The sequence below is a fragment of the Achromobacter sp. genome (genome assembly GCF_050285565.1).
GTDB lineage: Bacteria > Pseudomonadota > Gammaproteobacteria > Burkholderiales > Burkholderiaceae_B > Achromobacter.
In genome coordinates, this window is record NZ_JBLZXG010000010.1 from 101,425 (window position 1) to 124,756 (window position 23,332).

18 protein-coding genes are annotated in these 23,332 nt (G+C 69.1%); 4 read left to right on the forward strand and 14 right to left on the reverse strand.

Going from position 1 to position 23,332, the window contains the following annotated elements; all coding sequences use genetic code 11:
- Nucleotides 1-27: 27 nt before the first annotated feature.
- The 12 genes from ACN6O8_RS20920 to ACN6O8_RS20975 form a co-directional block, all read right to left on the reverse strand.
- Complete coding sequence (locus ACN6O8_RS20920; RefSeq protein ID WP_427992909.1) at nucleotides 28-699, reverse strand: response regulator; 672 nt, start codon at nucleotides 697-699, stop codon at nucleotides 28-30.
- Nucleotides 700-712: 13 nt separating this feature from the next.
- Complete coding sequence (locus ACN6O8_RS20925; protein WP_427993064.1) at nucleotides 713-2,650, reverse strand: type IV pili methyl-accepting chemotaxis transducer N-terminal domain-containing protein; 1,938 nt, start codon at nucleotides 2,648-2,650, stop codon at nucleotides 713-715.
- Nucleotides 2,651-2,714: 64 nt separating this feature from the next.
- Complete coding sequence (gene mobB / locus ACN6O8_RS20930; RefSeq protein WP_427992910.1) at nucleotides 2,715-3,239, reverse strand: molybdopterin-guanine dinucleotide biosynthesis protein B; 525 nt, start codon at nucleotides 3,237-3,239, stop codon at nucleotides 2,715-2,717.
- Nucleotides 3,236-3,895: a carbonic anhydrase gene (locus ACN6O8_RS20935; protein ID WP_427992911.1), complete on the reverse strand. Its 660-nt coding sequence runs from the start codon at nucleotides 3,893-3,895 to the stop codon at nucleotides 3,236-3,238. Before ACN6O8_RS20935 ends, mobB begins: the two co-directional genes overlap by 4 nt.
- 3 nt (nucleotides 3,896-3,898) lie before the next feature.
- Nucleotides 3,899-4,951 carry a GTP 3',8-cyclase MoaA gene (moaA, locus tag ACN6O8_RS20940; RefSeq protein WP_427992912.1) on the reverse strand — a complete coding sequence of 351 codons (1,053 nt, stop codon included), beginning with the start codon at nucleotides 4,949-4,951 and terminating at the stop codon, nucleotides 3,899-3,901.
- Nucleotides 4,948-5,718, reverse strand: coding sequence for a peptidylprolyl isomerase (locus tag ACN6O8_RS20945; protein ID WP_427992913.1), 771 nt, complete (start codon nucleotides 5,716-5,718; stop codon nucleotides 4,948-4,950). Before ACN6O8_RS20945 ends, moaA begins: the two co-directional genes overlap by 4 nt.
- Nucleotides 5,719-5,735: 17 nt before the next feature.
- On the reverse strand, nucleotides 5,736-6,419 hold the full coding sequence (narI, locus tag ACN6O8_RS20950) for a respiratory nitrate reductase subunit gamma (protein WP_427992914.1): 684 nt from the start codon (nucleotides 6,417-6,419) through the stop codon (nucleotides 5,736-5,738).
- Nucleotides 6,420-6,436: 17 nt separating this feature from the next.
- On the reverse strand, nucleotides 6,437-7,084 hold the full coding sequence (narJ, locus tag ACN6O8_RS20955; RefSeq protein ID WP_427992915.1) for a nitrate reductase molybdenum cofactor assembly chaperone: 648 nt from the start codon (nucleotides 7,082-7,084) through the stop codon (nucleotides 6,437-6,439).
- Nucleotides 7,085-7,098: 14 nt separating this feature from the next.
- Complete coding sequence (narH, locus tag ACN6O8_RS20960) at nucleotides 7,099-8,661, reverse strand: nitrate reductase subunit beta (protein WP_427992916.1); 1,563 nt, start codon at nucleotides 8,659-8,661, stop codon at nucleotides 7,099-7,101.
- The gene (locus ACN6O8_RS20965) at nucleotides 8,658-12,413 is read right to left on the reverse strand and encodes a nitrate reductase subunit alpha (RefSeq protein ID WP_427992917.1); all 3,756 of its coding nucleotides are present in this window, start codon (nucleotides 12,411-12,413) and stop codon (nucleotides 8,658-8,660) included. Before ACN6O8_RS20965 ends, narH begins: the two co-directional genes overlap by 4 nt.
- A 148-nt stretch (nucleotides 12,414-12,561) precedes the next feature.
- Entirely contained in the window at nucleotides 12,562-13,947 is a 1,386-nt protein-coding gene (locus ACN6O8_RS20970) for a NarK family nitrate/nitrite MFS transporter (protein ID WP_427992918.1), read from the reverse strand.
- A 24-nt stretch (nucleotides 13,948-13,971) separates the two neighbouring features.
- Nucleotides 13,972-15,198, reverse strand: a complete 1,227-nt coding sequence (locus ACN6O8_RS20975; protein ID WP_427993065.1) for an MFS transporter — start codon at nucleotides 15,196-15,198, stop codon at nucleotides 13,972-13,974.
- A gap of 273 nt (nucleotides 15,199-15,471) precedes the next feature.
- Here ACN6O8_RS20975 and ACN6O8_RS20980 point away from each other — a divergent pair, with 273 nt between their 5' ends.
- Nucleotides 15,472-16,722, forward strand: a complete 1,251-nt coding sequence (locus ACN6O8_RS20980) for an NnrS family protein (protein ID WP_427992919.1) — start codon at nucleotides 15,472-15,474, stop codon at nucleotides 16,720-16,722.
- A gap of 42 nt (nucleotides 16,723-16,764) precedes the next feature.
- On the opposite strand, the gene ACN6O8_RS20985 is transcribed toward ACN6O8_RS20980, so the two are convergent.
- A complete protein-coding gene (locus tag ACN6O8_RS20985) occupies nucleotides 16,765-17,544 on the reverse strand; it encodes a hypothetical protein (RefSeq protein ID WP_427992920.1) in 780 nt (259 codons plus the stop codon).
- A 139-nt stretch (nucleotides 17,545-17,683) separates the two neighbouring features.
- The gene (locus tag ACN6O8_RS20990; RefSeq protein ID WP_427992921.1) at nucleotides 17,684-18,610 is read right to left on the reverse strand and encodes a LysR family transcriptional regulator; all 927 of its coding nucleotides are present in this window, start codon (nucleotides 18,608-18,610) and stop codon (nucleotides 17,684-17,686) included.
- Between the two features lie 110 nt (nucleotides 18,611-18,720).
- On the opposite strand from ACN6O8_RS20990, the gene ACN6O8_RS20995 reads away from it, so the two are divergent.
- From ACN6O8_RS20995 to ACN6O8_RS21005, 3 genes are all read left to right on the forward strand, one after another.
- Nucleotides 18,721-20,145 (forward strand): M20 family metallopeptidase, encoded by a 1,425-nt coding sequence (locus ACN6O8_RS20995; protein ID WP_427992922.1) that lies wholly within the window; start codon nucleotides 18,721-18,723, stop codon nucleotides 20,143-20,145.
- A gap of 12 nt (nucleotides 20,146-20,157) precedes the next feature.
- On the forward strand, nucleotides 20,158-21,147 hold the full coding sequence (locus tag ACN6O8_RS21000; RefSeq protein ID WP_427992923.1) for a Bug family tripartite tricarboxylate transporter substrate binding protein: 990 nt from the start codon (nucleotides 20,158-20,160) through the stop codon (nucleotides 21,145-21,147).
- 177 nt (nucleotides 21,148-21,324) lie between these two features.
- Nucleotides 21,325-23,325: a ribonucleoside triphosphate reductase gene (locus ACN6O8_RS21005; protein WP_427992924.1), complete on the forward strand. Its 2,001-nt coding sequence runs from the start codon at nucleotides 21,325-21,327 to the stop codon at nucleotides 23,323-23,325.
- Nucleotides 23,326-23,332 lie beyond the last annotated feature (7 nt).

Sequence of the window (23,332 nt, forward strand, 5' to 3'; positions counted from 1 at the left end):
CGGCGGCGGCGCGCCCGCGCCGCGCGCTCAGACCGGATCGTCGCCGTGCAGCCCGTGCTCGACCGCGTAGACCGCCACCTGCACGCGGCTGGTCAGGTTGAGTTTCTTGAGCACGTTCTGCACGTGGATCTTGACCGTGCTTTCGCTGACGTCCAGCTCGCGCGCGATGACCTTGTTGCTGGCGCCGCGCGCCAGGCACTGCACGATCTGGCGCTCGCGCGCGGTCAGCCGATGGCGCTCGGCCTGCCCGGCCGGCGCCTGCGCCGCCAGGTTGGCCTGGTCGCGGAATTGCGCCACCAGCTTGGCCGTCATGCTGTCGGCGATCACCGGCTCGCCGCCGGCGGCGCGGCGAATGGCGGTGGTCAGGGCCTCGGCGTCGATGTTCTTGAGCAGATAGCCGCGCGCGCCATCGCGCAGCGCCTGGCCGAGTTCGTCGGCCTCTTCCGAGACGGTCAGGATGATGACCGCACAGGACGGCAGGTCCTGCGTCAGCAATTGCAGCGTTTCCAGGCCGGAAAGGCCCGGCATGTTCAGATCCAGCAGCACCACGTCGGGCTTGAGCTCCTTGGCGCGCTTGAGGCCTTCGACGCCGTCGCCGGCCTCGGCCACCACCTCGAAATCGGGCTGGCGCTGCAGCAACAGGCGCATCCCCGAGCGGAACAGGGTGTGGTCGTCGACGAGCAGGATACGGATGGGCATGATGTGGCAGGGGTCAGGCGGCCTGGCGTTCGGCGCCGGGCAGCGTCAGCGCGATGCGCGTGCCGCCGCCGGGCCGGGACTTCATTGTAATCAACGCATGCATGCGGGCGGCGCGTTCGCGCATGATGTGCAGGCCGATGTGGGCCTCGCCGCGCCGCGCCACTTCGTCCGCGTCGTAGCCCTGGCCGTTGTCGGCGATCAGCAGGTTGAAATCGCGGTCGTTGCGCACCACCACGTCGACCCGGTCGGCCTCGGAGTGCTTGCGCACGTTGGACAGGGCTTCCTGCAGGATGAACAGCACCTGCAATTGCTGCTCCGGCGCCAACGGCGCGCCCACGCCCTGGCTGAAGGCCAGCTCGGTGTGCACGCCGGTCTGGCGGCGGAACCGCGCGACCGTGTCTTCGATGGCGGTTTTCAGGTCGCCCTGCCCGAGCTTGTCGCGAAAGTTGGTCAGCAGCTCGCGCACATCCTTGTAGCTTTCGTCAACGCCGGTGCGCAGCAGCGGCAGGATCTCCTCGACCTCGGCCTGGTCGCCGCGCCTGACCGCCGCCTCCAGCAACTGCAATTGCAGGTTCAGGAAGTTCAGGCCCTGCGCCAGGCTGTCGTGCAGGCCCTGCGCCACCAGGCCGCGCTCCTGCACCACCGCGAGCTGACGCGCCTGGGCACCGAGACGGCGGTTGTCCAGCGCCACCCCCAGGTGCTGCCCCAGGGTCTCCAGCAGTTGCGACTCGGACGCGGCCAGCTTGCGCGGCTCGCGGAAATGCAGCGAATACGAGCCCAGCACCTCGTCGCGCGTGACGATGCGGAACACCGCCACGCTGGCGAAGCCGTCGCGCTGGCAGTTCAGGTCGGGCTGCGACGGCGCCTGGCGCAGGTCCTGGATGACGACGACGCCGGCCTGGCGGGTGGCCACGCCGCAATAGCAGTCATCGACCTGCATGCAATGCTCGGACTCGACCAGCGCCTCGGACAGCCCGACCGACACCACCAGGTTCAGCTTGTCGTTGTCGGGGTCGAGGGCGCGGATGCTGCCGCCCTCGGCGTCGAACTGCAACATCACGCGGCGCAGAAAGCCCTGGCACATCGCCTCGATGTCGTTGGGCTGGTTCAGGAACGCCGCCATGTCGTAGAGCGCGCCGATGTCGCGGTTCTGCGCCGCCAACTGCGCGGTCTTCTCGCCCACGCGCTGTTCCAGGCCGGTGTACAGGCTTTGCAATTCGTCGGCCATGCGGTTAAAGCCGCGCGCCAGCACGCCGAATTCGTCCTGGCTCTCGACCGGCAGGCGGGTGCTGAACTCGCGCGCCGCCATGCGTTGCAGGCCGTCGCGCAGGCGCAGCACCGGCGCGATGATCCACAGGTAAAGCAGGTAGATCATGGCCAGGGTGCCGGCGCTGGCGATGGCCGCCAGCACGCCCTGCGACAGCCGCAGCGAGGTGGTCTTGCCGGCGTTGTCCTGTTCGATCATGCGCACCAGCTCGTCGGCGCGGGCGACGAAATCAGGCAGCGTTTCGAGGTATTCGGCGGCGTCCTGGCGGGCGATGGCGCGCATCGCCGCCGGCCGCATGATGTCGCGCCAATAATCGGCCACGCCCAGCCAGTGCTGGCGGATAAGCGGGTCATTGGGAATGAACAGCGGCCGCGCCGGGTTGCCGCGCGCCAGGCGGGCGATGGTGTCGTCCATCAGCAGCACCTGTTCCTCGGTGCGCGCCTGGCGCCCGCTCTGCGGCCGCATCAGCTCGACCGCGACCCGGTTGGCGCGCATGCGCAGGCTGCCGGTGTCGTTGATGGCCGCGCCCGCCCCTTCCAGTTGCCATGACAGCCACAGCGTCAGGCCGATCATGCCCAGCACCACGATCAGCGCCAGCAGCGAACTGGCGACGATGCGCGTCGACAGCCGGTGGCGCGGCGACGGCAGCGCCTGGGCGTCGGCGGAGGGATCGGGCAGGGTCATGGGGAAAGGCTTGCGGGTGGGCATGCGTGACGGCGGGGCCGGGGACGGCCGCGCGCGGCGCGGCTCAGCCGGTCGAGTGTAGCCCTTTCACCCAGCCCTGCACCACCGCGTGGACGATGAATTCGGCCACCGCCGCCGGATCGTTCAGCGGCAGGCAGGGCAGATCCGTGTCCAGCGCCGCGTCGGTCACGATCGCCAGGAAGCTGGCGTCCTCGGCGTGCAGCGGCGGCTTGCCCAGCGCCGGACGGTAGACCTCGATGCGGGGGATGGCGGCCTGCTTGAACCCCTCCACCAGCACCAGGTCGGCCGGCATCAACCGCGCCACCTGATCCAGCAAAGGCGGTTCCGGCGCCCCGCGCAGCTCGTGCACGATGGCGTAGCGGAACGGCGAGGCCACCATCACCTCCTGCGCCCCGGCGCGGCGAAAACGCGCGCTGTCCTTGCCCGGCGGCTCCATCTCGAAATCGTGATGGCTGTGCTTGATGACGCTGACCTTCAGGCCGCGCGCGCCAAGCAAGGGCAGCATGGCCTCGATCAGGGTGGTCTTGCCGCTGCCTGAGCGGCCGGCAATGCCGAAAACGGGGGTCATGCGGTCTCCGTAAACAAGGGACAGACAATGGGCAGGAACGCGTCCGCCCGGGTCGAGTATGCCAGCAAAGCACCGGCCACCAGATCGAAGTACCAGCCATGCAGGGTCAGGCTCCCGGCCTGCAGGCGCCGCTGCACGCACGGCAGCGCCTCCAGGTTGCGCAGGGAGATGAGTATCGAGGCCTGTTCGCAGGCGCGCCGGTGGTCGGCCGCCGACGCCGCCGGCATCTGGTTCAGCACCCGCTGGCGCGCCGGCTCGGCGATATCCATCCAGCGGTTCAGGTAGTCAGGCTCGCCGTCGGCGCGCGCCGGCCGCTCCATCAGGGCGCGGATGCCGCCGCACTGGGCATGCCCCAGCACGATGATGCGGCTGACCGCCAGTTGCTCGACCGCGAACTGGATCGCGGCCAGCACCCCGTGGTGGCCCTGGTCGCGGTCCGGCGGCGGCACCAGGTTGGCGACGTTGCGCACGGTGAAGATGTCGCCCGGATCGCAGCCCAGCAGCATGGCCGGATCGACCCGCGAATCGCAGCAGCCCACCAGCAGCGTGCTGGGGTGCTGGCCATCGCGCAGGTTGCGATACAGCGAGGGCGCCGCTTCGTAGTAGCGATGCTGGAAGCGTTGGAAACCGTCCACCAGCCGTTCGATGTCACGCATGGTTCAGCCTCCCGTCTGCGACATGAAGCGCACGATGCGCTCGGGCCGGGTGCCGAATTCGTGGCGTTCCGGCTTGGCGGCGATGCCCGCCCGGATCGCCCGGGCCAGCTCGGCGTCGCTGGCGCCCGCGCGCAGCAGCCGCCCCAGCGGCACCTGGTCTTCCTGCCCCAGGCACAGGTACAAGGTGCCGTCCACGCCCAGCCGCACGCGGTTGCAGGCGGCGCAGAAATGGCGCGACATGGGCGTGATGACCCCCAGCACCGGCGCGCCGCCGCCGTCGCTCCAGTAGCGCGCGGGCCCACCGCCCTGCCCGGCCAGCGCCGGCACCAGGCCGGCCGCGGCCGCCAGCCGCGCGCCCAGCGCGCCGAGGTCGGCGTGCGCATAGCGGCGGCCGCAATCGCCCATCGGCATCGGTTCGATCAGGCGCAGAATGAAGCCCTGCGCCAGGGCGTAGTCCAGCAGCCGGCGCACCTCGGCCTCGGGCGTGGCGGCGTGCGCCACGCAGTTGAGCTTGATCGGCGCGAAGCCGGCATCGCGCGCGGCGCGCAGCCCGGCCAGCACCGCGTCCAGGCAATCGCGGCCGGTGATGCGGCCGAATTCGGCCGCGTCCAGCGTGTCCAGGCTGATGTTCAGGCGGTCCACGCCCGCCGCGCGCAAGGCCGCGGCATGACGCGCCAACTGGGTGCCGTTGGTCGACAGCGACAGGTCGGCCACGCCCGGCAGCGCGGCGATGGCGGCGGCCAGACCGGCCACGCCCCGGCGCAGCAGGGGCTCGCCGCCCGTCAGCCGCACGCGGCGCACGCCCAGGCCGGCAAACAGACCCACCAGACGCGCCATTTCGTCGTGGCGCAGCCAGTTGGCGGGCTCTTCGAAGCCCTTGAAGCCCTTGGGCATGCAATAGCCGCAACGCAGGTCGCAGCGGTCGGTGACCGAGACCCGCAGGTAGTCGATGCGGCGGCCAAAGCCGTCCACCAGGCCGCGCGGCGCGGCAGGCACGGCGCGCCCGCTGAGCGGCGGGGCCAGCGCGGCCGGCGCCAAGGCAGGCGCGCAGGTCATGACGGGCTCCCGAACACGCGGTCGTCCTCGGCCGCGCCCAGATCGATGCCGCGCACGTCGGCGCGCGCCACCAGCAGCCGGGCATACTGGCGCCAGGCGGTGTCGCGGCTGGCGGCGGTGAGCGCCGAGGCGATCGCTTCGCGCACCTGCTCGAACGGCAGCAGGCGGCCTTCGATGCGCCGCGTGACCCGCACGATGTGCAGGCCGTGGCGGCTTTCCAGCACCCGCGGCAGCAGGCCGCCGGCCGGCAAGGCGAACACCGCCGTCTCGAACTCCGGCACGGTGTCGCCGCGTCCCAATTGCCCCAGGTTGCCGCCCACCGCCGCCGACGGGCAGTTCGACTGCCGCCGCGCCACCTCGGCGAAGCCCGAGGGGTCCGCCAGCAAGTCGGCCAGCACGGCGCCGGCGTGCGCCCGCAGCGCGTCCAGGTTCACCCCCGGGGTGACCTGGAACAGGATGTGGTCGGCCTCGACCAGCTCGCCAACGATGAAGCGCTGCGGATTGGCCTGGTAATAGCGGCGGCAGGCCGCCTCGTCGGCCTCCGGCGCCGGCGCCAGGCGTTCCAGCAAGGCGCCGATGGCCGCGTCTTCCGAATCGGGGTCCGGCGCCGGCCCCAACCCCAGCCGCGCCGCCTCGTCCAGCAGCACTCGGCGCAGCACCAGCGCCGTGGTGGCGGCCCGCATCGGGTTGGCCGCGCCGGCGTGCCGCGGCAGTTCTTGTTGCATGTCGGCGTCGGTCAGTTCGACGCCATTGATGGTCACAGGCATGTCGACCTCCGGCTCGTTCAGCGCGGCCGCACCAGTTGCCAGGCGCGGCCCAGGTAGCCGACCGAGGCGAAGCCGCTCCAGACGTGCACCAGGCGCGTGAACGGGAAGATCAGGAACAGGGTCAGGCCCATGAACAGGTGCGCCTTGAACAGTGGCGGCACGTCGGCCACGAAGTCGGCGGCGCCGCTGCGGAAGGTAATGATGTATTGCGCCCAGTGCATCAGGCGCACCATCATCTCGCCGTCCATGTGGCCGGCCGACAGCGCGATGGTGGACAGGCCCAGCAGCAGCGTCACCAGGATCCACGCGAGCAACAGCTTGTCGCCGGGCCGGGTGGTCTTGCGGATGCGCGGATCGCTCAGGCGGCGGTGGATCAGGATCAGGAGGCCGATCAGACACAGCCCGCCCATGATGCCGCCGGCCACCATGGCGACCGTCTGCTTGAGCGTATGCGACACGCCCAGCGTGTCCCACACCACCACCGGAGTCAGCAGGCCCACCAGGTGGCCGAAGAACAGCCCCAGGATGCCGACATGGAACAGGATGTTGCCCAGCCGCAGTTGGCCGCGATGCAGCAACTGCGAGCTGTCGGACTTCCAGGTGTACTGCTCGCGCTCGAAGCGCGCCAGGCTGCCCAGCAGGAACACCGTCAGGGCGATGTAGGGATAGATGCCGAAGAAGAACTGGTTCAGGGAATTCATGATGCGTGTCCTGGAAGTTAGCGGGCCGCGGGCGCGCGGGGATAGAAGCGCACGGTCTGCGCGCCGTCGCCCGAGAACGGCCGCAGCAGCGGCTCGACGCCGTCGGCGCCGGGGCCGAAGGTCGCCATGGCTTCGTCCATGTCGCGCACCGGCGGCGCGGTCTGTTCGCGCGGCGTGACCCGCGACAGGCCGCGCAGCACTACGAAGACGCTGGCGTAGGGGCTGTCGTTGCGCGCCAGCCGCGCGCCGATGGCGGCCAGCACATGGATGGCCTCGTCCAGCAGGTCCTGCGCCACGGCCGGGTCGATCACGCCCAGGAACTCCAGGAACAGCGGCACGTGGTCCGGCAGTTCCGACACCACCGGCTCGAAGCCGTGCTGGCGGTAGGTTTCCAGCAGATCGACCATGGCCTGGCCGCGGTCGCGGCTTTCGCCATGCACATGTTCGAACAGGTGCAGCGAATGGGCGCGGTTGCGGTCGAAGGTGGCGACGTAGGCCTCTTGCAGCGCGATCAGGTCCTGGCTGGCCAAGTGGCCGATCAACGGTTGCAGGGTTTCCTCGGCGTCGGGATGATCGGCCAGCGCGGTCTCGACCTCGGTCAGGGCGTCCAGCAGCTCCTGCTCGGGGTAGCAGAGCAGCGCGGAAAGCAGGCGATAAAGGCTCATGTTGTTCTCCCGTCTCAGGCCGCGGCCTTCTTGCGCGACTTCGGCATCTCGATGAAGATCTCGCTGCCCTGCGGCTTGCGGCCGAACAGCGTGCCTTCCGAGACGCCGCCCGAGCAGCCGTTGCCGAAGGTGAAGCCGCAGCTGCCCTTCTCGTTGAAGCTGTCCTCGACGATCTCCTTGTGGCTGCTGGGCACCACGAAGCGGTCCTCGTAGTTGGCGATGGCCATGATGCGGTACATGTCCTGCACGGTTTCCTCGGACAGGCCGACCTGCTGCAGCAGATCCGTGTCGCGTTCGCCGTGCACGGTCTCGGCGCGCTTGTAGGCGCGCATCGCCAGCATCCGTTCCAGCGCCTGCAGCACCGGCGCTTCCTTGCCCGCCGTCAGCAGGTTGGCCAGGTAGCGCACCGGAATGCGCAGGCTGGCCACGTCCGGGATCATGGCGCGCTTGCCCAGCGTGCGCTGCGGCATCTTGCCGGCCTCGGCGGCGGTCTGGATCGGCGACAGCGGCGGGATGTACCAGACCATCGGCAGCGTGCGGTACTCCGGATGCAGCGGGAAGGCGACGCGCCACTGCACCGCCATCTTGTAGACCGGCGACTGGCGCGCGGCTTCCAGCCACGATTCCGGGATGCCCTGCTCGCGCGCGGCGGCGATCACCTCGGGCGAATGCGGGTCCAGGAACAGGTCGAGCTGCGACTCGTACAGGTCCTGCTCGTTGCCGACGGCGGCGGCGCGTTCGATCTGGTCGGCGTCGTACAGCATCACGCCCAGGTAGCGGATGCGGCCGACGCAGGTCTCCGAGCACACGGTCGGCTGGCCGGCCTCGATGCGCGGATAGCAGAAGGTGCACTTCTCGGCCTTGCCGCTGTGCCAGTTGTAGTAGATCTTCTTGTACGGGCAGCCCGAGATGCACATGCGCCAGCCGCGGCACTTGTCCTGGTCGACCAGCACGATGCCGTCGTCCTCGCGCTTGTAGATCGAGCCCGACGGGCAACTGGCGACACAGGCCGGGTTCAGGCAGTGTTCGCACAGGCGCGGCAGGTACATCATGAAGGTGTTCTCGAAGGTCGAGTACATCTCCTTCTGCACGCCTTCGAACAGCGCATCGCGGCTGCGCGCGGCGAATTCGCCGCCCAGGTCGTCTTCCCAGTTCGGGCCCCATTCGATCTTGTCCATCTTCTGGCCGGTCAGCACCGACACCGGGCGCGCGGTGGGCGGCGTCTGCGACAGCGGCGCGTTCTTCAGGTGTTCGTAGTCGAAGGTGAACGGCTCGTAGTAGTCGTCGATCTGCGGCAGGTTGGGGTTGGCGAACAGGTTGGCCAGGATGCGCAGCTTGCCGCCCTGGCGCGGTTCCAGCTTGCCGGCCGCCGTGCGGCGCCAGCCGCCCTGCCACTTCTGCTGGTTCTCCCATTCCTTGGGATAGCCGATGCCGGGCTTGGTCTCGACGTTGTTGAACCAGGCGTACTCGACGCCGTCGCGGCTGGTCCAGACGTTCTTGCAGGTGACCGAGCAAGTGTGGCAGCCGATGCACTTGTCCAGATTCAGCACCATGCCGATTTGGGCGCGTATCCTCATGATTGCTTCTCTTCCTGTTGCGTTTGGACGGCGGGGTCTTCGACCAGCGGGCCTTCCAGCCAGTCCACTTTCTTCATCTTGCGCAGCACCACGAATTCATCGCGGTTGGCGCCCACGGTGCCGTAGTAGTTGAAGCCGTAGGCCTGCTGGGCGTAGCCGCCGATCATGTGCGTGGGTTTCAGCACGGTGCGCGTCACCGAGTTGTGGATGCCGCCGCGCTTGCCGCTGGTTTCCGCGCCCGGCACGTTCACGATCTTTTCCTGGGCGTGGTACATCAGGCACATGCCGACCGGCACGCGCTGGCTCACCACCACCCGCGCGGTCAGCGTGCCGTTGACGTTGAACACCTCGACCCAGTCGTTGTCGACCAGCCCGGCCTGCTTGGCCTCGGCCTCGGACACCCACACGTGGGGGCCGCCGCGGCTCAGGGTCAGCATGCGCAGGTTGTCGGAATAGGTGCTGTGGATGCCCCACTTCTGGTGCGGGGTGATCCAGTTCAGCACCAGTTCCTTTTCGCCGTTGGGATAGCGGCCCAGCATCGGCGCGACGGTCTTGGTGTCGATGGCCGGCTTGTACACGCACGAGCCTTCGCCGAAGTCCAGCATCCAGCGGTGGTCCTGGTAGAACTGCTGGCGGCCGGTCAGGGTGCGCCAGGGGATCAGCTCGTGCACATTGGTGTAGCCGGCGTTGTAGCTGACCTCTTCGCTTTCCAGGCCCGACCAGGTCGGCGCCGAAATGATCTTGCGCGGCTGCGCCTGGATGTCGCGGAAGCGGATCTTGTCGTGTTCGCGGCCCAGCGCCAGGTGGGTGTGGTCGCGCCCGGTGACCTTGCCCAGCGCTTCCCAGGCCTTGACCGACACGTGGCCGTTGGTCTCGGGCGCGAAGGTCAGGATCATTTCGGCGGCGTCGATGGCGCTGTCCAGCCGCGGCCGGCCCTGGCTCACGCCGGGCTCGGTGACGCGGTCGTTGATGCCGCCCAGTTCGCCGACTTCATGCTCGGTGTTCCAGTTGATGCCCTTGCCGCCGTTGCCCAGCTTGTCCAGCAGCGGCCCGACCGAGGTGAACTTGCGGTAGATGTCGTTGTAGTCGCGCTCGACCACCGTCATGTTGGGCGCGGTCTTGCCCGGCACCAGGTCGCATTCGCCCAGCTTCCAGTCCTTGGGTTCGAAGGCCTGCCCCAGTTCCCCCGGGGTGTCGTGCATCAGCGGGGTCAGCACCAGGTCGCGGCGCTTGCCCAGGTAGGGGCCGCCGATGTCGCTGAACTTCCTGGCCAGCAGCTTGTAGATCTCCCAGTCGGTCTTGCTTTCCCAGAGCGGCTGCACGGCTTCGCTCAAGGGATGGATGAAGGGGTGCATGTCGGAGGTGTTGAGGTCGTCCTTTTCGTACCAGGTGGCCGTCGGCAGCACGATGTCGCCGTACAGGCAGGTGGTGCTCATGCGGAAGTCCAGCACCGTCAGCAGGTCGAGCTTGCCCTCGGCCGCGTCTTCCTGGTAGTTGACCTCGACCGGCTTGATGGCGTCGCCCTCGTCGCCGAATACGGCGTTCTGCGTGCCCAGCAGGTACTTCAGGAAGTACTCGTGGCCCTTGCCGCTGGAGCCCAGGATGTTCGAGCGCCACACAAACATGTTGCGCGGGAAGTTGGCGGGGTCGTCCGGATCTTCGCAGGACATGCGCAATTCGCCCGACTTGAGCCGCTCGACCGCGTGCGCCACCGGGTCCTTGCCAGCGGCTTCGGCCTGCGCGGTCAGGTCCAGCGGGTTGGTGCGCAGTTGCGGCGCCGACGGCAGCCAGCCCATGCGCTCGGCGCGGGCGTTCAGGTCGATCATGCTGAGGTCGCCGTAGCGGCCGCGGTCGGCGGTCGGGCCCAGCACTTCCTGCACGTTCAGCTTTTCATGGCGCCACTGGCTGGTGTGGGCGTAGAAGAACGAGGTGCCGTTCATCTGGCGCGGCGGGCGCACCCAGTCGGCCGCGAACGCCAGCGGCGCCCAGCCGAACTGCGGCCGCAGCTTTTCCTGGCCCACGTAGTGGGCCCAGCCGCCGCCGCTCTTGCCGACGCAGCCGCACATCATCAGCATGTTGATGATGCCGCGGTAGATCATGTCCATGTGATACCAGTGGTTCAGGCCGGCGCCGACGATCACCATCGACTTGCCTTCGGTATCGTGGGCGTTCTGGGCGAACTCGCGCGCCACCTGGATCACCTGCGCGCGCGGCACGCCGGTGTGCTTTTCCTGCCAGGCCGGGGTGTAGGGCACGTCGTCGTCATAGGACGTGGCCACGTTGCCACCGCCCAGGCCGCGGTCCAGGCCGTAGTTGGCCATCTGCAGGTCGTACACCGTGGCTACCAGCGCCTCGCTGCCGTCGGCCAGGCGGATGCGGCGCGCCGGCACGTTGCGCACCAACACTTCATCGTGCTCGGCGCCGAAGTACGGGAAGCCCACGCCGACCACGGCATCGGCGCCGTCCGCCAGGCTCAGGCGCGGCTCGATGTCGCGGCCGCTGCCGCCGTCGCGCGCTTCCAGGTTCCAGCGGCCGACCTTCTCGCCGCCGTTGACCGCGCCCTCGCCCCAGCGAAAGCCGATGCTGCCGTTGGGCGCCACCAGGTCGCCGCTGGTTTCGTCGAACACCAGCGTCTTCCAGTCGGGGTTGTTTTGCTCGCCCAGCGCGCCGTCCAACTGCGAGGCGCGCAGGAAGTGGTCGGGCGCGTAAAAGCCGTCGCGCTCCTTGAGCAGCACCAGCATCGGCATGTCGGTGTAGCGCCGCACGTAGTCGCGGAAGTAGGCCGAGGCGCCCGCCAGGTGGAATTCCTTGAGGATGACGTGGCCCATGGCCATCGCCAGCGCGGCGTCGGTGCCCTGCTTGGGCGCCAGCCAGATATCGCCGAACTTGACCATTTCGCCGAAGTCGCTGGACACGGCCACCGTCTTGGTGCCCTTGTAGCGCACTTCGGTGTAGAAGTGGGCGTCGGGGGTACGGGTCTGCGGCACGTTCGAGCCCCACACCATCAGGTAGGTCGAGTTGTACCAGTCGGCCGATTCCGGCACGTCGGTCTGCTCGCCCCAGATCTGCGGGCTGGCCGGCGGCAGATCGCAGTACCAGTCATAGAAGCTCAGGCAGGCGCCGCCCAAGAGGCTCAGGTAGCGGGCGCCGGCGGCGTAGCTGACCATCGACATGGCGGGAATCGGCGAAAAGCCGATCAGGCGGTCGGGGCCGAACTTCTTGATGGTGTAGGCGTTGGCGGCGGCGATCATCTCGGTGGCCGTGTCCCAGTCCGTGCGCACGAAGCCGCCCAGGCCGCGCACCGACTTGTAGCGCTTGGCGCGCGCCGGGTCCTGGCTGATCCATTCCCAGGCCGCGATCGGGTCCATGGTCTTGCGCGCCTCGCGCCACATTTGCATCAGGCGGCCGCGCATCATCGGGTACTTCACGCGCTGCGCCGAATAGACATACCAGCTGTAGGACGCGCCCCGCGGACAGCCGCGCGGCTCGTGGTTGGGCAGGTCCGGACGGGTGCGCGGGTAGTCGGTCTGCTGGGTTTCCCAGGTGATCAGGCCGTTCTTGACGTACACCTTCCACGAGCACGAGCCGGTGCAGTTGACCCCATGGGTCGAGCGCACCACCTTGTCGTGCTGCCAGCGGGCGCGATAGGCGTTTTCCCACTTGCGGTCTTCATTGACCACTTCGCCGTGACCGTCCGCGTAGGTGGATTTCACCCGCGACATGAACTTCAACCGGTCAAGAAAATGACTCATTGCGTTTCTCCAAGAGCGCCGGCCCGGCCGGCGCGTACTGCAATCTGTGCTGTCAAAATCACTTTAGTGTTCGCCCGCCCGGCCGACCATTCGCCGGTGGCACAGGGCGGGCGCGGCAGAGTGACTAGTCACCCCGGCGGACCCGGCCTCAGCAGGGCACCGGCGCGTTGCGGCGCGCGTAGTACCACCAGGTGATCACCACGCAGGTGGCGTAGAAGCCGATGAAGCAATACAGGGCCGCCTGGGCGCTGCCGGTCAGTTCCAGCGAGGTGCCGAAACTGCGCGGGATGAAAAAGCCGCCATAGGCGCCGATGGCGCCGGAAAAGCCCAGCACCGCGGCCGATTCGCGCGCCGCGTCGGTCAGCGCCTGCTTCTGGGCGGCCTCGCCCTTGCCTTGCGCGGCCTGGGTGCGTTCGCGCAGGAAGATCACCGGGATCATGCGGAAGGTCGAGCCGTTGCCGACCCCGGTCAGCGCGAACAGCACGATGAACATGGCCAGAAAGCCATTGAAATCGCCGCCCTGCCCGTTCAGCGGCAGGAACAGCACCACGCCCAGCACCGCGGCGATCATGCCCAGGAAGGTGAACAGCGTGACGCGGGCGCCGCCCAGCTTGTCCGAGACCCAGCCACCCACCGGCCGGGTCAGCGATCCGACCAGCGGGCCCAGGAAGGCGTAGGTGGTGGGATCGACCTGCGGAAACAGCGTCTTGGTCAGCATGGCGAAGCCGGCCGAGAAACCGATGAAGGAACCGAACGTACCAACGTACAGCCAGCACATCAGCCAGTTGTGCTTGCGCTTGAAGATCACCGCCTGGTCGGCGAACGAGGCGCGCGCGTCGGCGATGTCGTTCATGCCGAACCACGCCGCCAGCGAGGCCAGCGCGATGGGAATGACCCAGATGAAGCCGGCGTTCTGCAGCCACAGGCTGCGCTGCGCGCCGCCGGCCGTGATGGTCTGCGGCTCGCCGCCCAGGGCGCCGAACACGCCCATCGAGATCACCACCGGCACCACGAACTGCACCAGCGACACGCCCAGGTTGCCGATGCCGGCGTTCAGGCCGGTGGCCAGGCCCTTCTTTTCCTTGGGAAAGAAGAAGCTGATGTTGGCCATGCTGGAACTGAAGTTGCCGCCCCCCAGGCCGCACAGCAGCGCCAGCACCAGCAGCGTCGGGAACGAGGTGCCCGGGTCGCGCAGCGCGAAGCCCATGCCCAGCGCCGGGATCAGCAGCGAGGCGGTCGAGATCGCGGTCCATTTGCGGCCGCCGAACACCGGCACCAGGAACGAATAGAAAATGCGCAACGTGGCGCCGGACAGCGCCGGCAGCGCCGTCAGCCAGAACATCTGGTTCTTGGACAGCATGAAGCCGGCGCGGTCGAGGTTGACCACCACCACGCTCCACAGCATCCAGATGCTGAACGCCAGCATCAGCGCGGGAATGGAAATCCACAGGTTGCGGTTGGCGATGCGGGCGCCGGTCTGTTGCCAGAAGCCGGGATTCTCCGGCTCCCAGCGCGCCAGGACATGGGAAGACATAGGATTCTCCGGTTGGGTCGGGGGTCAGGCGGCTTGGCGCCGCGCGGTGGCGGCGCTTTCGGGCCGGAAACTGAAGTGCATGAAGATGAGCGAAACGCAGACCGTGCCGTACAGCAGCATGAAGGCGCTGGAACGCACGCCGGTCAGGTCCAGCAGCACACCGAACAGGATCGGCAGGACAAAGCCGCCCAGCCCGCCGGCCAGGCCGACGATGCCGGAGACGGCGCCGATGTTCTCGCCGAACTCATCCGAGATGAACTTGAAGACCGAGGCCTTGCCGATCGCCATGGCGATGCCGACGATGAACAGCAGGATCGTGAAGCTGGTGGGGCCCAGGGCGATGTCGAACTGACGCGGGCCGCCGGTGGTCATGACGGTGAAGTGGGTCTGCGGATAGCTCAGGATGAAGAACGCCACCCAGCACACCCACATCACCCACCAGGTGGTCTTGTAGGCGCCGTAGCGGTCGGAAATCCAGCCGCCCATGGCGCGCAGCACGCCGCCCGGCAGCGAGAAGCACGCGGCCAGCAGCGCCGCCAGCTTCATGTCGAAGCCGTATTCGCCGATGTAGTACTTGGTCATCCAGAGCGCCAGCGCCACGTAGCCGCCGAACACCACCGAGTAATACTGGCAGTAACGCCACACGCGCGGATCCTTGAGCATCGCGAACTGGGCGCGCAGCGACGCGCCGCCGGCCACCCGGTGCGACGGGTCGGAGGCCGAGAACAGCCAGAACAGAATCGCCGTCACCAGCAAGGCCACCGCGTACACCTGCGGCACGATCACCCAGGCGCCGCCGGCGGCGGCGATCAGCGCCGGCGCCACGAACTTGGTGATGGCCGAGCCCGAATTGCCGGCGCCGAACACGCCCATGGCCAGGCCCTGCTTGTTGCGCGGGAACCAGCGCGCCACGTAGGGCGTGCCGACCGAGAACGAGCCGCCGGTCAGGCCCACGAACAGCGCCAGCACCAGGAACTGCCAGTACTCGGTGGCGTACGACAGCAGCCAGATCGGCACCACCGCCAGCAGCATCAGCACGAAGAACACCGGGCGGCCGCCGTAGCGGTCGGTCCAGATGCCCAGCGGCACCCGCACCAGGGAGCCGGTCAGCACCGGCATGGCGGCCAGCAGGCCGAATTCGGTCTCGGACAGGCCGAGCTGCGTCTTGATGGGAATGCCCAGCACCGCGAAGATCATCCATACCGCGAAGCAGATGGTGAAGGCGAAGGTGCTGGATACCAGGACCCGCATGGGCGCGCTGGCCGAGGGGGAGGTTGATGCCATGGTGGTTCTCGCTTGTTGCACACGGAATACGACAGCCCCAAGCCTAGGCACCCAGACCCGCCGCCACCATTCGCCGGCTGACCATATCGACGCCGCCGATGTGACTAGTCACCCCGGAAAAGCCGCTGCGTTTGCGCGCGATCAAGTCCGCGCGATGGGCCACCGCCGTGCGGCGGCGTTAATATGTATTTCAAATACACATTCAAGGCCGCTCCCCCGGCCACTCGCGCAAAGGTCATCATGTCCACCCTGCTCACCCTGGAAGAACCCAGCGCCGGCGATACCGCGCGGCCGGATTGGCGCGCCTTCACCGAAATGGGCTTTCGCCCGCTGTATCTGGCCGGCTGCTTCTGGGCGCTGGTGTCCGTGCTGTTGTGGGTGTTCGCGCCGGCCCGCCTGACGGGCGTGCTGAGCGCCATGCCCTGGCATGCGCACGAAATGCTGTGGGGGTTCGTCGCCACCATCGCGGTCGGCTTCCTGCTGACCGCGGGCGCCAACTGGACCGGCCGCAATCCGCTGCGCGGCGGGCCGCTGGCGGCGCTGTGCGCGGTCTGGCTGGTGGCGCGCGGCGCCTATCTGCTGCCGGGCATGACGGCCTTGGCCTTGGCCGCGGCCGCCGACCTGCTGTTCTTCCTGTGGGCCGCCGCCGCGCTGGCGCGCGCCGTCTGGCTCACCCGCAACCGCCGCAACTACGGCGTGCCGCTGCTGCTGCTGGCGCTGGCCGTGGCCCATGCGCTGTACCTGCGCGCCGCCCTGGCCGGCGACTACCTGGCGCTGATGCGCTACTTCAACACCGGCCTGCTCGTCATGGCGGTGCTGACGCTGCTGATCGCGCGCCGGGTGCTGCCGTTCTTCGCCAAGCGCGCCGTCGCCGGCCTGGAGATCCCGCCGCACACCCGCAGCGGCCATTGGCAACTGGCCGCCGGGGTGCTGGCCATCGCGTGCCTCCTGGCCGGCGCGCCGCGCGCCGCCGCGCTGCTGCTGGCCGTCACCGGCGTCCTGGCGCTGGCGCAATGGCTGGCCTGGAAGCCGTGGGCCGCGCGCCGCGTGCCGCTGCTGTGGATCCTGTATGGGGGTTACCTGGGCCTGGGACTCGGCCTGCTGGCGGGCGCGGCGCAACTGGCCGGCTACGTGGCGCGGCCGGCCTGGCCCGCGCACGTCATCGGCGTGGCCGGTTTTTCCGTGCTGATCATCGGCATGGCCACCCGCACCGCCATGGGCCACCTGGGCCGGCCGCTGCGCGCCGACCGCAGCATGGTGCTGAGCTACGCGCTGGTGATCCTGGCCGCGCTGCTGCGCCTGGCCGCCCTGCTGCCAACCAGCGCCACACTGGGCCTGCTGCACGCCTCGGCCGGCGCCTGGGCGCTGGGGTTCGGACTGTACCTGTGGCGCTTCTTCCCGTGGATGATCCGGCCGCGCGCGGACGCGGCGGCCAAGCCGGCCGCGCCGATGATGAAGCTGGTGCCGGCCGCGCCGCGCCGCGCGCCTTGAAGCGGCGCCGCCGCGAGCCCGCGCCGCGCCCCGGTCATGGCGTCAGCCCTTCGCGCCGCGCCGGCGGTCGGCGTCCAACTGCTTTTTCATGGCCTTCAGCCAGGCTTTGACCTGCTGCATGTCGACGAATTGGGACAGCTCGAACTCCAGCTCGCCGATGTATTCCTTCACGTCGGCGATTTCCGCTTCGAGGTCGGCCATGAGCTCGGCCGGATCGACCGTCTGGGCGGGATCGAACCCATAGCGGGCCACGAAGGCGCGCTCGGTGGCGGCCAGCGCCTGATCCAGCGCCTCGCGGTAGGCCGCCAGGGCATCGACATGCGGCGCCCCGTCGCCGCCGCCCTCGCGCCCCAGCGCCTCGATCGCCGCCCATGCCGGCGGCGGCGCCGGATCGGCCGGCGCCTCGGCCGGCCGCGCCTCGGCCGGCCGCGCCTGAGCCGGCCGCGCCAATTCGGCGGCGACCTCGGCGTCGAAGTCGCCGCCGCCATGCTTGCGATAGATAGCCTTGACGCGCTCCAGGTCGAATTCGCCGGGCGTGCCGTCCAGCACCGCCGCATACAAGGTTTCCTGGGCCAGTTCGACCCCGATCTCGGCGGCCAACTGGCGTTCGGCCTTGGTCAGTTCCTTTTGCTTGCAGGCGTGGTCGAAGCAGAACACCAGCCGGGCCTTGAGCTCGAGCGCTTCTGTTTCGAGCGGCGCCAGCGCCTGGGCATGCCTGGCCTCGTACGTCGCCCAGGTATCGCGCCACAAGCGCAGGCGCGCGCGGCGGTCATGCGCCTGTTGCAGGAGATCGTCGAAAACGGCGCGGGAAGAATCGGTCATGAGGACAAGCCAGGCAAAGGCGCGGCGGCATCGCGTTGCGCGCCGCGCGGGGAATCGGGGCGCCATTTTATCGCCCCGGCCACGCGCGGGCGCGGCAGTCCCCAGCGGCCGCGCGCGCCGGGCGTCCCGCCGCGCGCCATCATCCCGCCGCGCGCTCGCTGTCCGGCGCGCGCGGCGCCACGCTCAGGCGTTCGGCCAGCAGCGTCAGGAAATCACGCGCCAGCGGCGGCAAGGTGCATCCCCGCAAGGTCACCACCTGAATGCTGCGCTGGCGCATCTCCGGGTTGCTGAACGGCACTGCCACCAGCCGCGCGCCGCCGGGCTGTCCCATCAACGTCAGGTAGCCCGTCAAGGCCACGATCTGGCTGCCCGGCAGCATCGGCAGAAAGGCGGCCGAATGGTTCGAGACGTAGGCCGGTTCGATATGCACGCCGGCGTTGGCGCAGGCCGCGTCGAACAGGTCGCGCACGGTGGTGCCCGGATCGCCCAGCGACAACGGCACCTGCGCCAGGTCGCGCACCCCGATGCTGCGGCGGCCGGCCAGGGGATGGTGGCGGCACATGATGGCGTAGATTGGCGCGCGGCATTGCAGTTCGGTGCGCAGGCGTTCGTCCGGCGCCACCGTATAGCGCAGCGCCAATTGCGACAAACCCTCCAGCACCAGGCGGTTGACCTCGTCGGGCCGCTCCACCAGCAGGTGGAAACGGGCCTCGGGATGGCCCTGCTTGAAGTCGGCCATGCATTGCGGCAGGAAACGATGGGCGAACCCCTCGGTGCAGGCCAGCCGGATGGTGACGTCGCCCAGGGCGCTGCGCTGGCGGATGGCGGTGGCCACCCGTTCGGCTTCCAGCGCCGCGGCGTTGGCATAGGCGGCCAGTTGCCGCCCGGCCTCGCTCAGCGCCATGCCGCGCGCCTGGCGCTCGAACAGCGCAATGCCCAGTTCGTCTTCCAGCTTGGCGATCTGGCGGCTGACGGCCGAGGCCGCCACGTGTTGCGCCGCCGCCGCGCCGGCGACCGACCCGCAGCGCGCCACTTCCAGGAAATACCGCAGACCCAGCGAAATCATGGCCCTCTCCCACCATTGCCTTAATGGCAACGATCAAATGCGAATTATCTAATTGTGGCATGCCGATAAGCGTAATAACTTTGTGCCTTTGCCGCTTCCCCGAGACCGCCTTGACCCGCGAACACGCCCTTGCCCTGGCCACCGCCGCCTACGACGATGGCACCTTGCAGGCCGACCTGGCCCGCCGCGTCGCCTACCAGACCGAAAGCGAAGAGCCCGGCCAGGCCGCCAGCCAGCACGCCTACCTGGCCGAGGCGCTGATTCCCCAACTCGAATCGCTGGGCTTTGTCTGTCGCGTCCATCCCAACCCGGCGGGGGTCGACCTGCCGATTCTGGTGGCGCGCCGCATCGAATCGGCGGCACTGCCGACCGTGCTGCTGTACGGCCACGCCGACGTGGTGCGCGGCAACGCCGCCAAGTGGGACGAGGGCCGCGATCCCTGGCGCCTGCGGGTCGAAGGCGACCGCTGGTACGGCCGCGGCACCGCCGACAACAAGGGCCAGCACACCATCAACCTGACGGCACTGCGGCAGGTCCTGCAAGCGCGCGCGGGCAAACTGGGATTCAACGCCACCTGGCTGATCGAGACCGGCGAAGAGGCCGGCTCGCCGGGCCTGGCGCAATTCTGCCAAGCCCAGCGCGCGGCGCTGGCGGCCGATGTCTTCATCGCCAGCGACGGACCGCGCCTGAGCGCCGCCCGCCCCACCCTGTTCATGGGCTCGCGCGGCGCGGTCAACTTCGAGCTGTCGCTGCGCGCCCGCGAACGCGGCTACCATTCCGGCAATTGGGGCGGGCTGCTGGCCAACCCCGCCATCATCCTGTCGCACGCCATCGCCACCCTGGTGGACGCGCGCGGCCGCATCCTGGTGCCGGGCCTGCGTCCGCCGCCCATCCCCGCCGCCGTGGCCGCGGCGCTGGCCGACCTGGAGGTCGGCGGCGGCCCCGATGACCCGGCGATCGACACCGACTGGGGCGAGCCGGGCCTGTCGCCCTCGGAACAGGTGTTCGGCTGGAACAGCCTGGACGTGCTGACCTTCGGCGCCGGCGATCCGGCCAAGCCGGTCAACGCCATTCCGCCCGCCGCGGCGGTGTGGTGCCAGTTGCGCTTCGTGGTCGGCACCGACTGGCGCGCGCTGGCGCAGCACGTGCGCGCGCACCTGGACCGGGCCGGCTTTGCCGCCGTGCAGGTGCGCGTGGGCATGCAGGCCGGCGCCACCCGGCTGTCGCCCGACAACGCCTGGGCGCGCTGGGCCGCCGCCTCGATCGAACGCAGCACCGGCCAGCGCCCCGCCTTGCTGCCCAACCTGGGCGGCTCGCTGCCCAATGACATCTTCGCCGATCTGCTCGGCCTGCCCACGCTCTGGGTACCGCATTCGTACCCCGCCTGCGCCCAGCATGCCCCCAACGAACACTTGCTGGGCAGCGTCGCGCGCGAGGGCCTGGCCATCATGGCCGGCCTGTTCTGGGACCTGGGCGACCAGGGCGCCGCGCTGTGCCAGGCCGACCGCGACACCGTTTCCCTCACTCACCCCTGACCGGATTCCACCATGACCGCCCGATTCCGCGCCGCCGCGCTGGCCTGCTTCTCTGCCCTCGTCCTGCAAGCCACCCTGGGCGCCGCCGCGCAGGCCGCCTATCCCGAACAGGCCATCAAGCTGGTGGTGCCCTTCACGCCGGGCGGCGGCACCGACGCCATCGCCCGCCTGCTGGCCAACCGGCTGTCGGGCAAGCTGGGCCAGGCCGTGATCGTCGAGAACCGGCCCGGCGCCTCGACCGTGATCGGCGCCGAAGCGGTGGCGCGCGCCCAACCGGATGGCTACACACTGCTGCTGTCGGGCAGCACCACCTACACCGTGCTGCCGGCGCTCAAGCCGAGCCTGTCCTACGATCCGCGCCGCGGCTTCGCGCCGATTGCCATCGTGGCGCTGGCGCCGGTGGTGCTGCTGGCGCAGAACAGCCTGCCAGCCACGACCGCGCAACAGGCCGCGGAACTGGCGCGGCGCCAGAGCGCCAGCGGCGGCCTGATGTACGGCACCTTCGGCCCGGGCTCGGCGCCGCACCTGGTGGGCGAGATGTTCGCCGAGGCCGCCGGCGCCAGGATGACGCCGGTGCCGTACAAGGGCAGCGCGCAGTTCATCACCGCGCTGATCGGCGGCGAGATCGCGCTGGGCGTGGATACGGTGTCCTCGGCCGCGCCCCAGGTCAAGGCCGGCAAGGTGCGCGCGCTGGCCGTCACCGGCGAGCACCGCGTGCCGCAACTGCCGGACGTCCCGACCTTCGCCGAAAGCGGCCTGCCGGGGGTATCGATGGTCGGCTGGTACGGCCTGGTGGCGCCGGCCCGCACGCCGCAGCCGGTGCTGGATACGCTGAACCGCGCGGTGGCCGACATCATGGCCGATCCGCAGGTTCGGCGGGCCGTCACCGATCTGGCGCTGGAACCGGTCTACCTGCCCGGCGCGGCGTTCACCACGCGCATGGAACAGGAAATCAGGACCTTCGGCGACGTGGGACGCCGCGCCGACATCAAGTTGGACTGAAGCGCGCCCCGGACCGGCCACGGCCCCCTGTTTACCGGGGCCGGATTGCGCCCGCGGGGGGGCGGCCGGCGCCGTTTGACCGGCGTCAAGCCGAGCCGACAAACACCCGGCGGGCGGCCATTTGAACACCATAGGTGGTGATAGAGTTTTCCCACTCCACAACATATGGTGTCAGCGATGCAACTCCAACACATCCTCAAGCGCGACGGCCGGGTCGTCGCATTCGATCGCGCCAAGATCGCCGCGGCCATCGCCGCCGCCGGCCGCGGCACCGGAGAGCTGGACGCCGACGTGGCCCAGGCCCTGACCGCCGCGGTGATCGAGGCGCTGGCCGCCGACGGCAACGTCTGCCCCGGGGTGGAGACCATCCAGAACCAGGTCGAGGAAACGCTGGTCAAGGCCGGCTACTGGCGCACCGCCCGCGCCTATATCGTCTACCGCGAACAGCACGCCCGCCTGCGCGCGCTGCGCCACACCCTGGTGGATGTGGAAAGCGCCATGGAGGAATACCTGGAACAGCGCGACTGGCGCGTCAACGCCAACGCCAACCAGGGCTACAGCCTGGGCGGGCTGATCCTGAACGTGGCCGGCAAGGTCACCGCCAACTACTGGCTGTCCAACGTCTTCACGCCCGAGGCCGGCCAGGCCCACCGCGACGGCGACATCCACATCCACGACCTGGACATGCTCAGCGGCTATTGCGCCGGCTGGTCGCTGCGCCAACTGCTGACCGAAGGCTTCAACGGCATCCCCGGCAAGATCGAGGCCACGCCGCCGCGCCACATGTCGGCGGCCATCGGCCAGATCGTCAACTTTCTGGGCACGCTGCAAAATGAATGGGCCGGCGCCCAGGCCTTCAGCTCGTTCGACACCTACATGGCGCCCTTCATCCGCCGCGACGCGATGACCTACGCCGAGGTCAAGCAGAGCATGCAGGAACTGATCTACAACCTCAACGTGCCCAGCCGCTGGGGCACGCAGACGCCGTTCACCAACCTGACCTTCGACTGGACCTGCCCGGCCGACCTGCGCGAGCAGATCCCCTACCTCGGCGGCGAGGAAATGCCGTTCGCCTATGGCCACCTGCAAGCCGAGATGGACATGATCAACCGCGCCTACATCGAGGTGATGATGGCCGGCGACGCCAAGGGGCGCGTGTTCACCTTTCCGATCCCGACCTACAACATCACGCCCGATTTCGATTGGGATCACCCCAACACCGAGCGCCTGTTCGAGATGACCGCGCGCTACGGCCTGCCGTACTTCCAGAACTTCCTCAATTCCGACCTGGAGCCGCACATGGTGCGCTCCATGTGCTGCCGCCTGCAACTGGATCTGCGCGAACTGCTCAAGCGCGGCAACGGCCTGTTCGGCTCGGCCGAGCAGACCGGCTCGGTGGGCGTGGTGACGGTCAACTGCGCCCGCCTGGGCCATACCTGCCGGGGCGACGAGGCCGCGCTGATGGCGCGCCTGGACTATTTGCTGGGGCTGGGCCGCGACGTGCTGGAAACCAAGCGCAAGGTGGTGCAGCGCTACATCGACCAGGGCCTGTACCCGTACACCCGGCGCTACCTGGGCACGCTGCGCAACCACTTCAGCACGCTCGGCGTGAACGGCATCAACGAGATGATCCGCAACTTCACTGAGGACACCGAGGACGTCACCACGCCGGCCGGCCACGCGCTGGCGGTGCGCCTGCTGGACCGGGTGCGGGCGCGCATGACCGAGTTCCAGGAAGAGACCGGCCACCTCTACAACCTGGAGGCCACGCCCGCCGAAGGCACCACCTACCGCTTCGCCCGCGAGGATCGCAAGCGCTACCCCGGCATCCTGCAGGCCGGCACCGAGGCCCAGCCCTACTACACCAACTCCAGCCAGTTGCCGGTGGGCCACACCGACGATCCGTTCGAGGCGCTGGCGCTGCAGGAAGCGCTGCAAGGCAAGTACACCGGCGGCACCGTGCTGCACCTGTACATGAACGAAGCCGTGTCGTCGGCCAGCGCCTGCAAGGAACTGGTGCGGCGCGCGCTGTCGAATTTCCGGCTGCCATACATCACCGTCACGCCGACGTTCTCGATCTGCCCGAACCACGGCTATCTGGCCGGGCATCACGAGTTCTGCCCGAAGTGCGACGCCGAATTGCTGGCCAAACAGGCGTCGTGCTGCGCGCCGGCCTGACCATCGA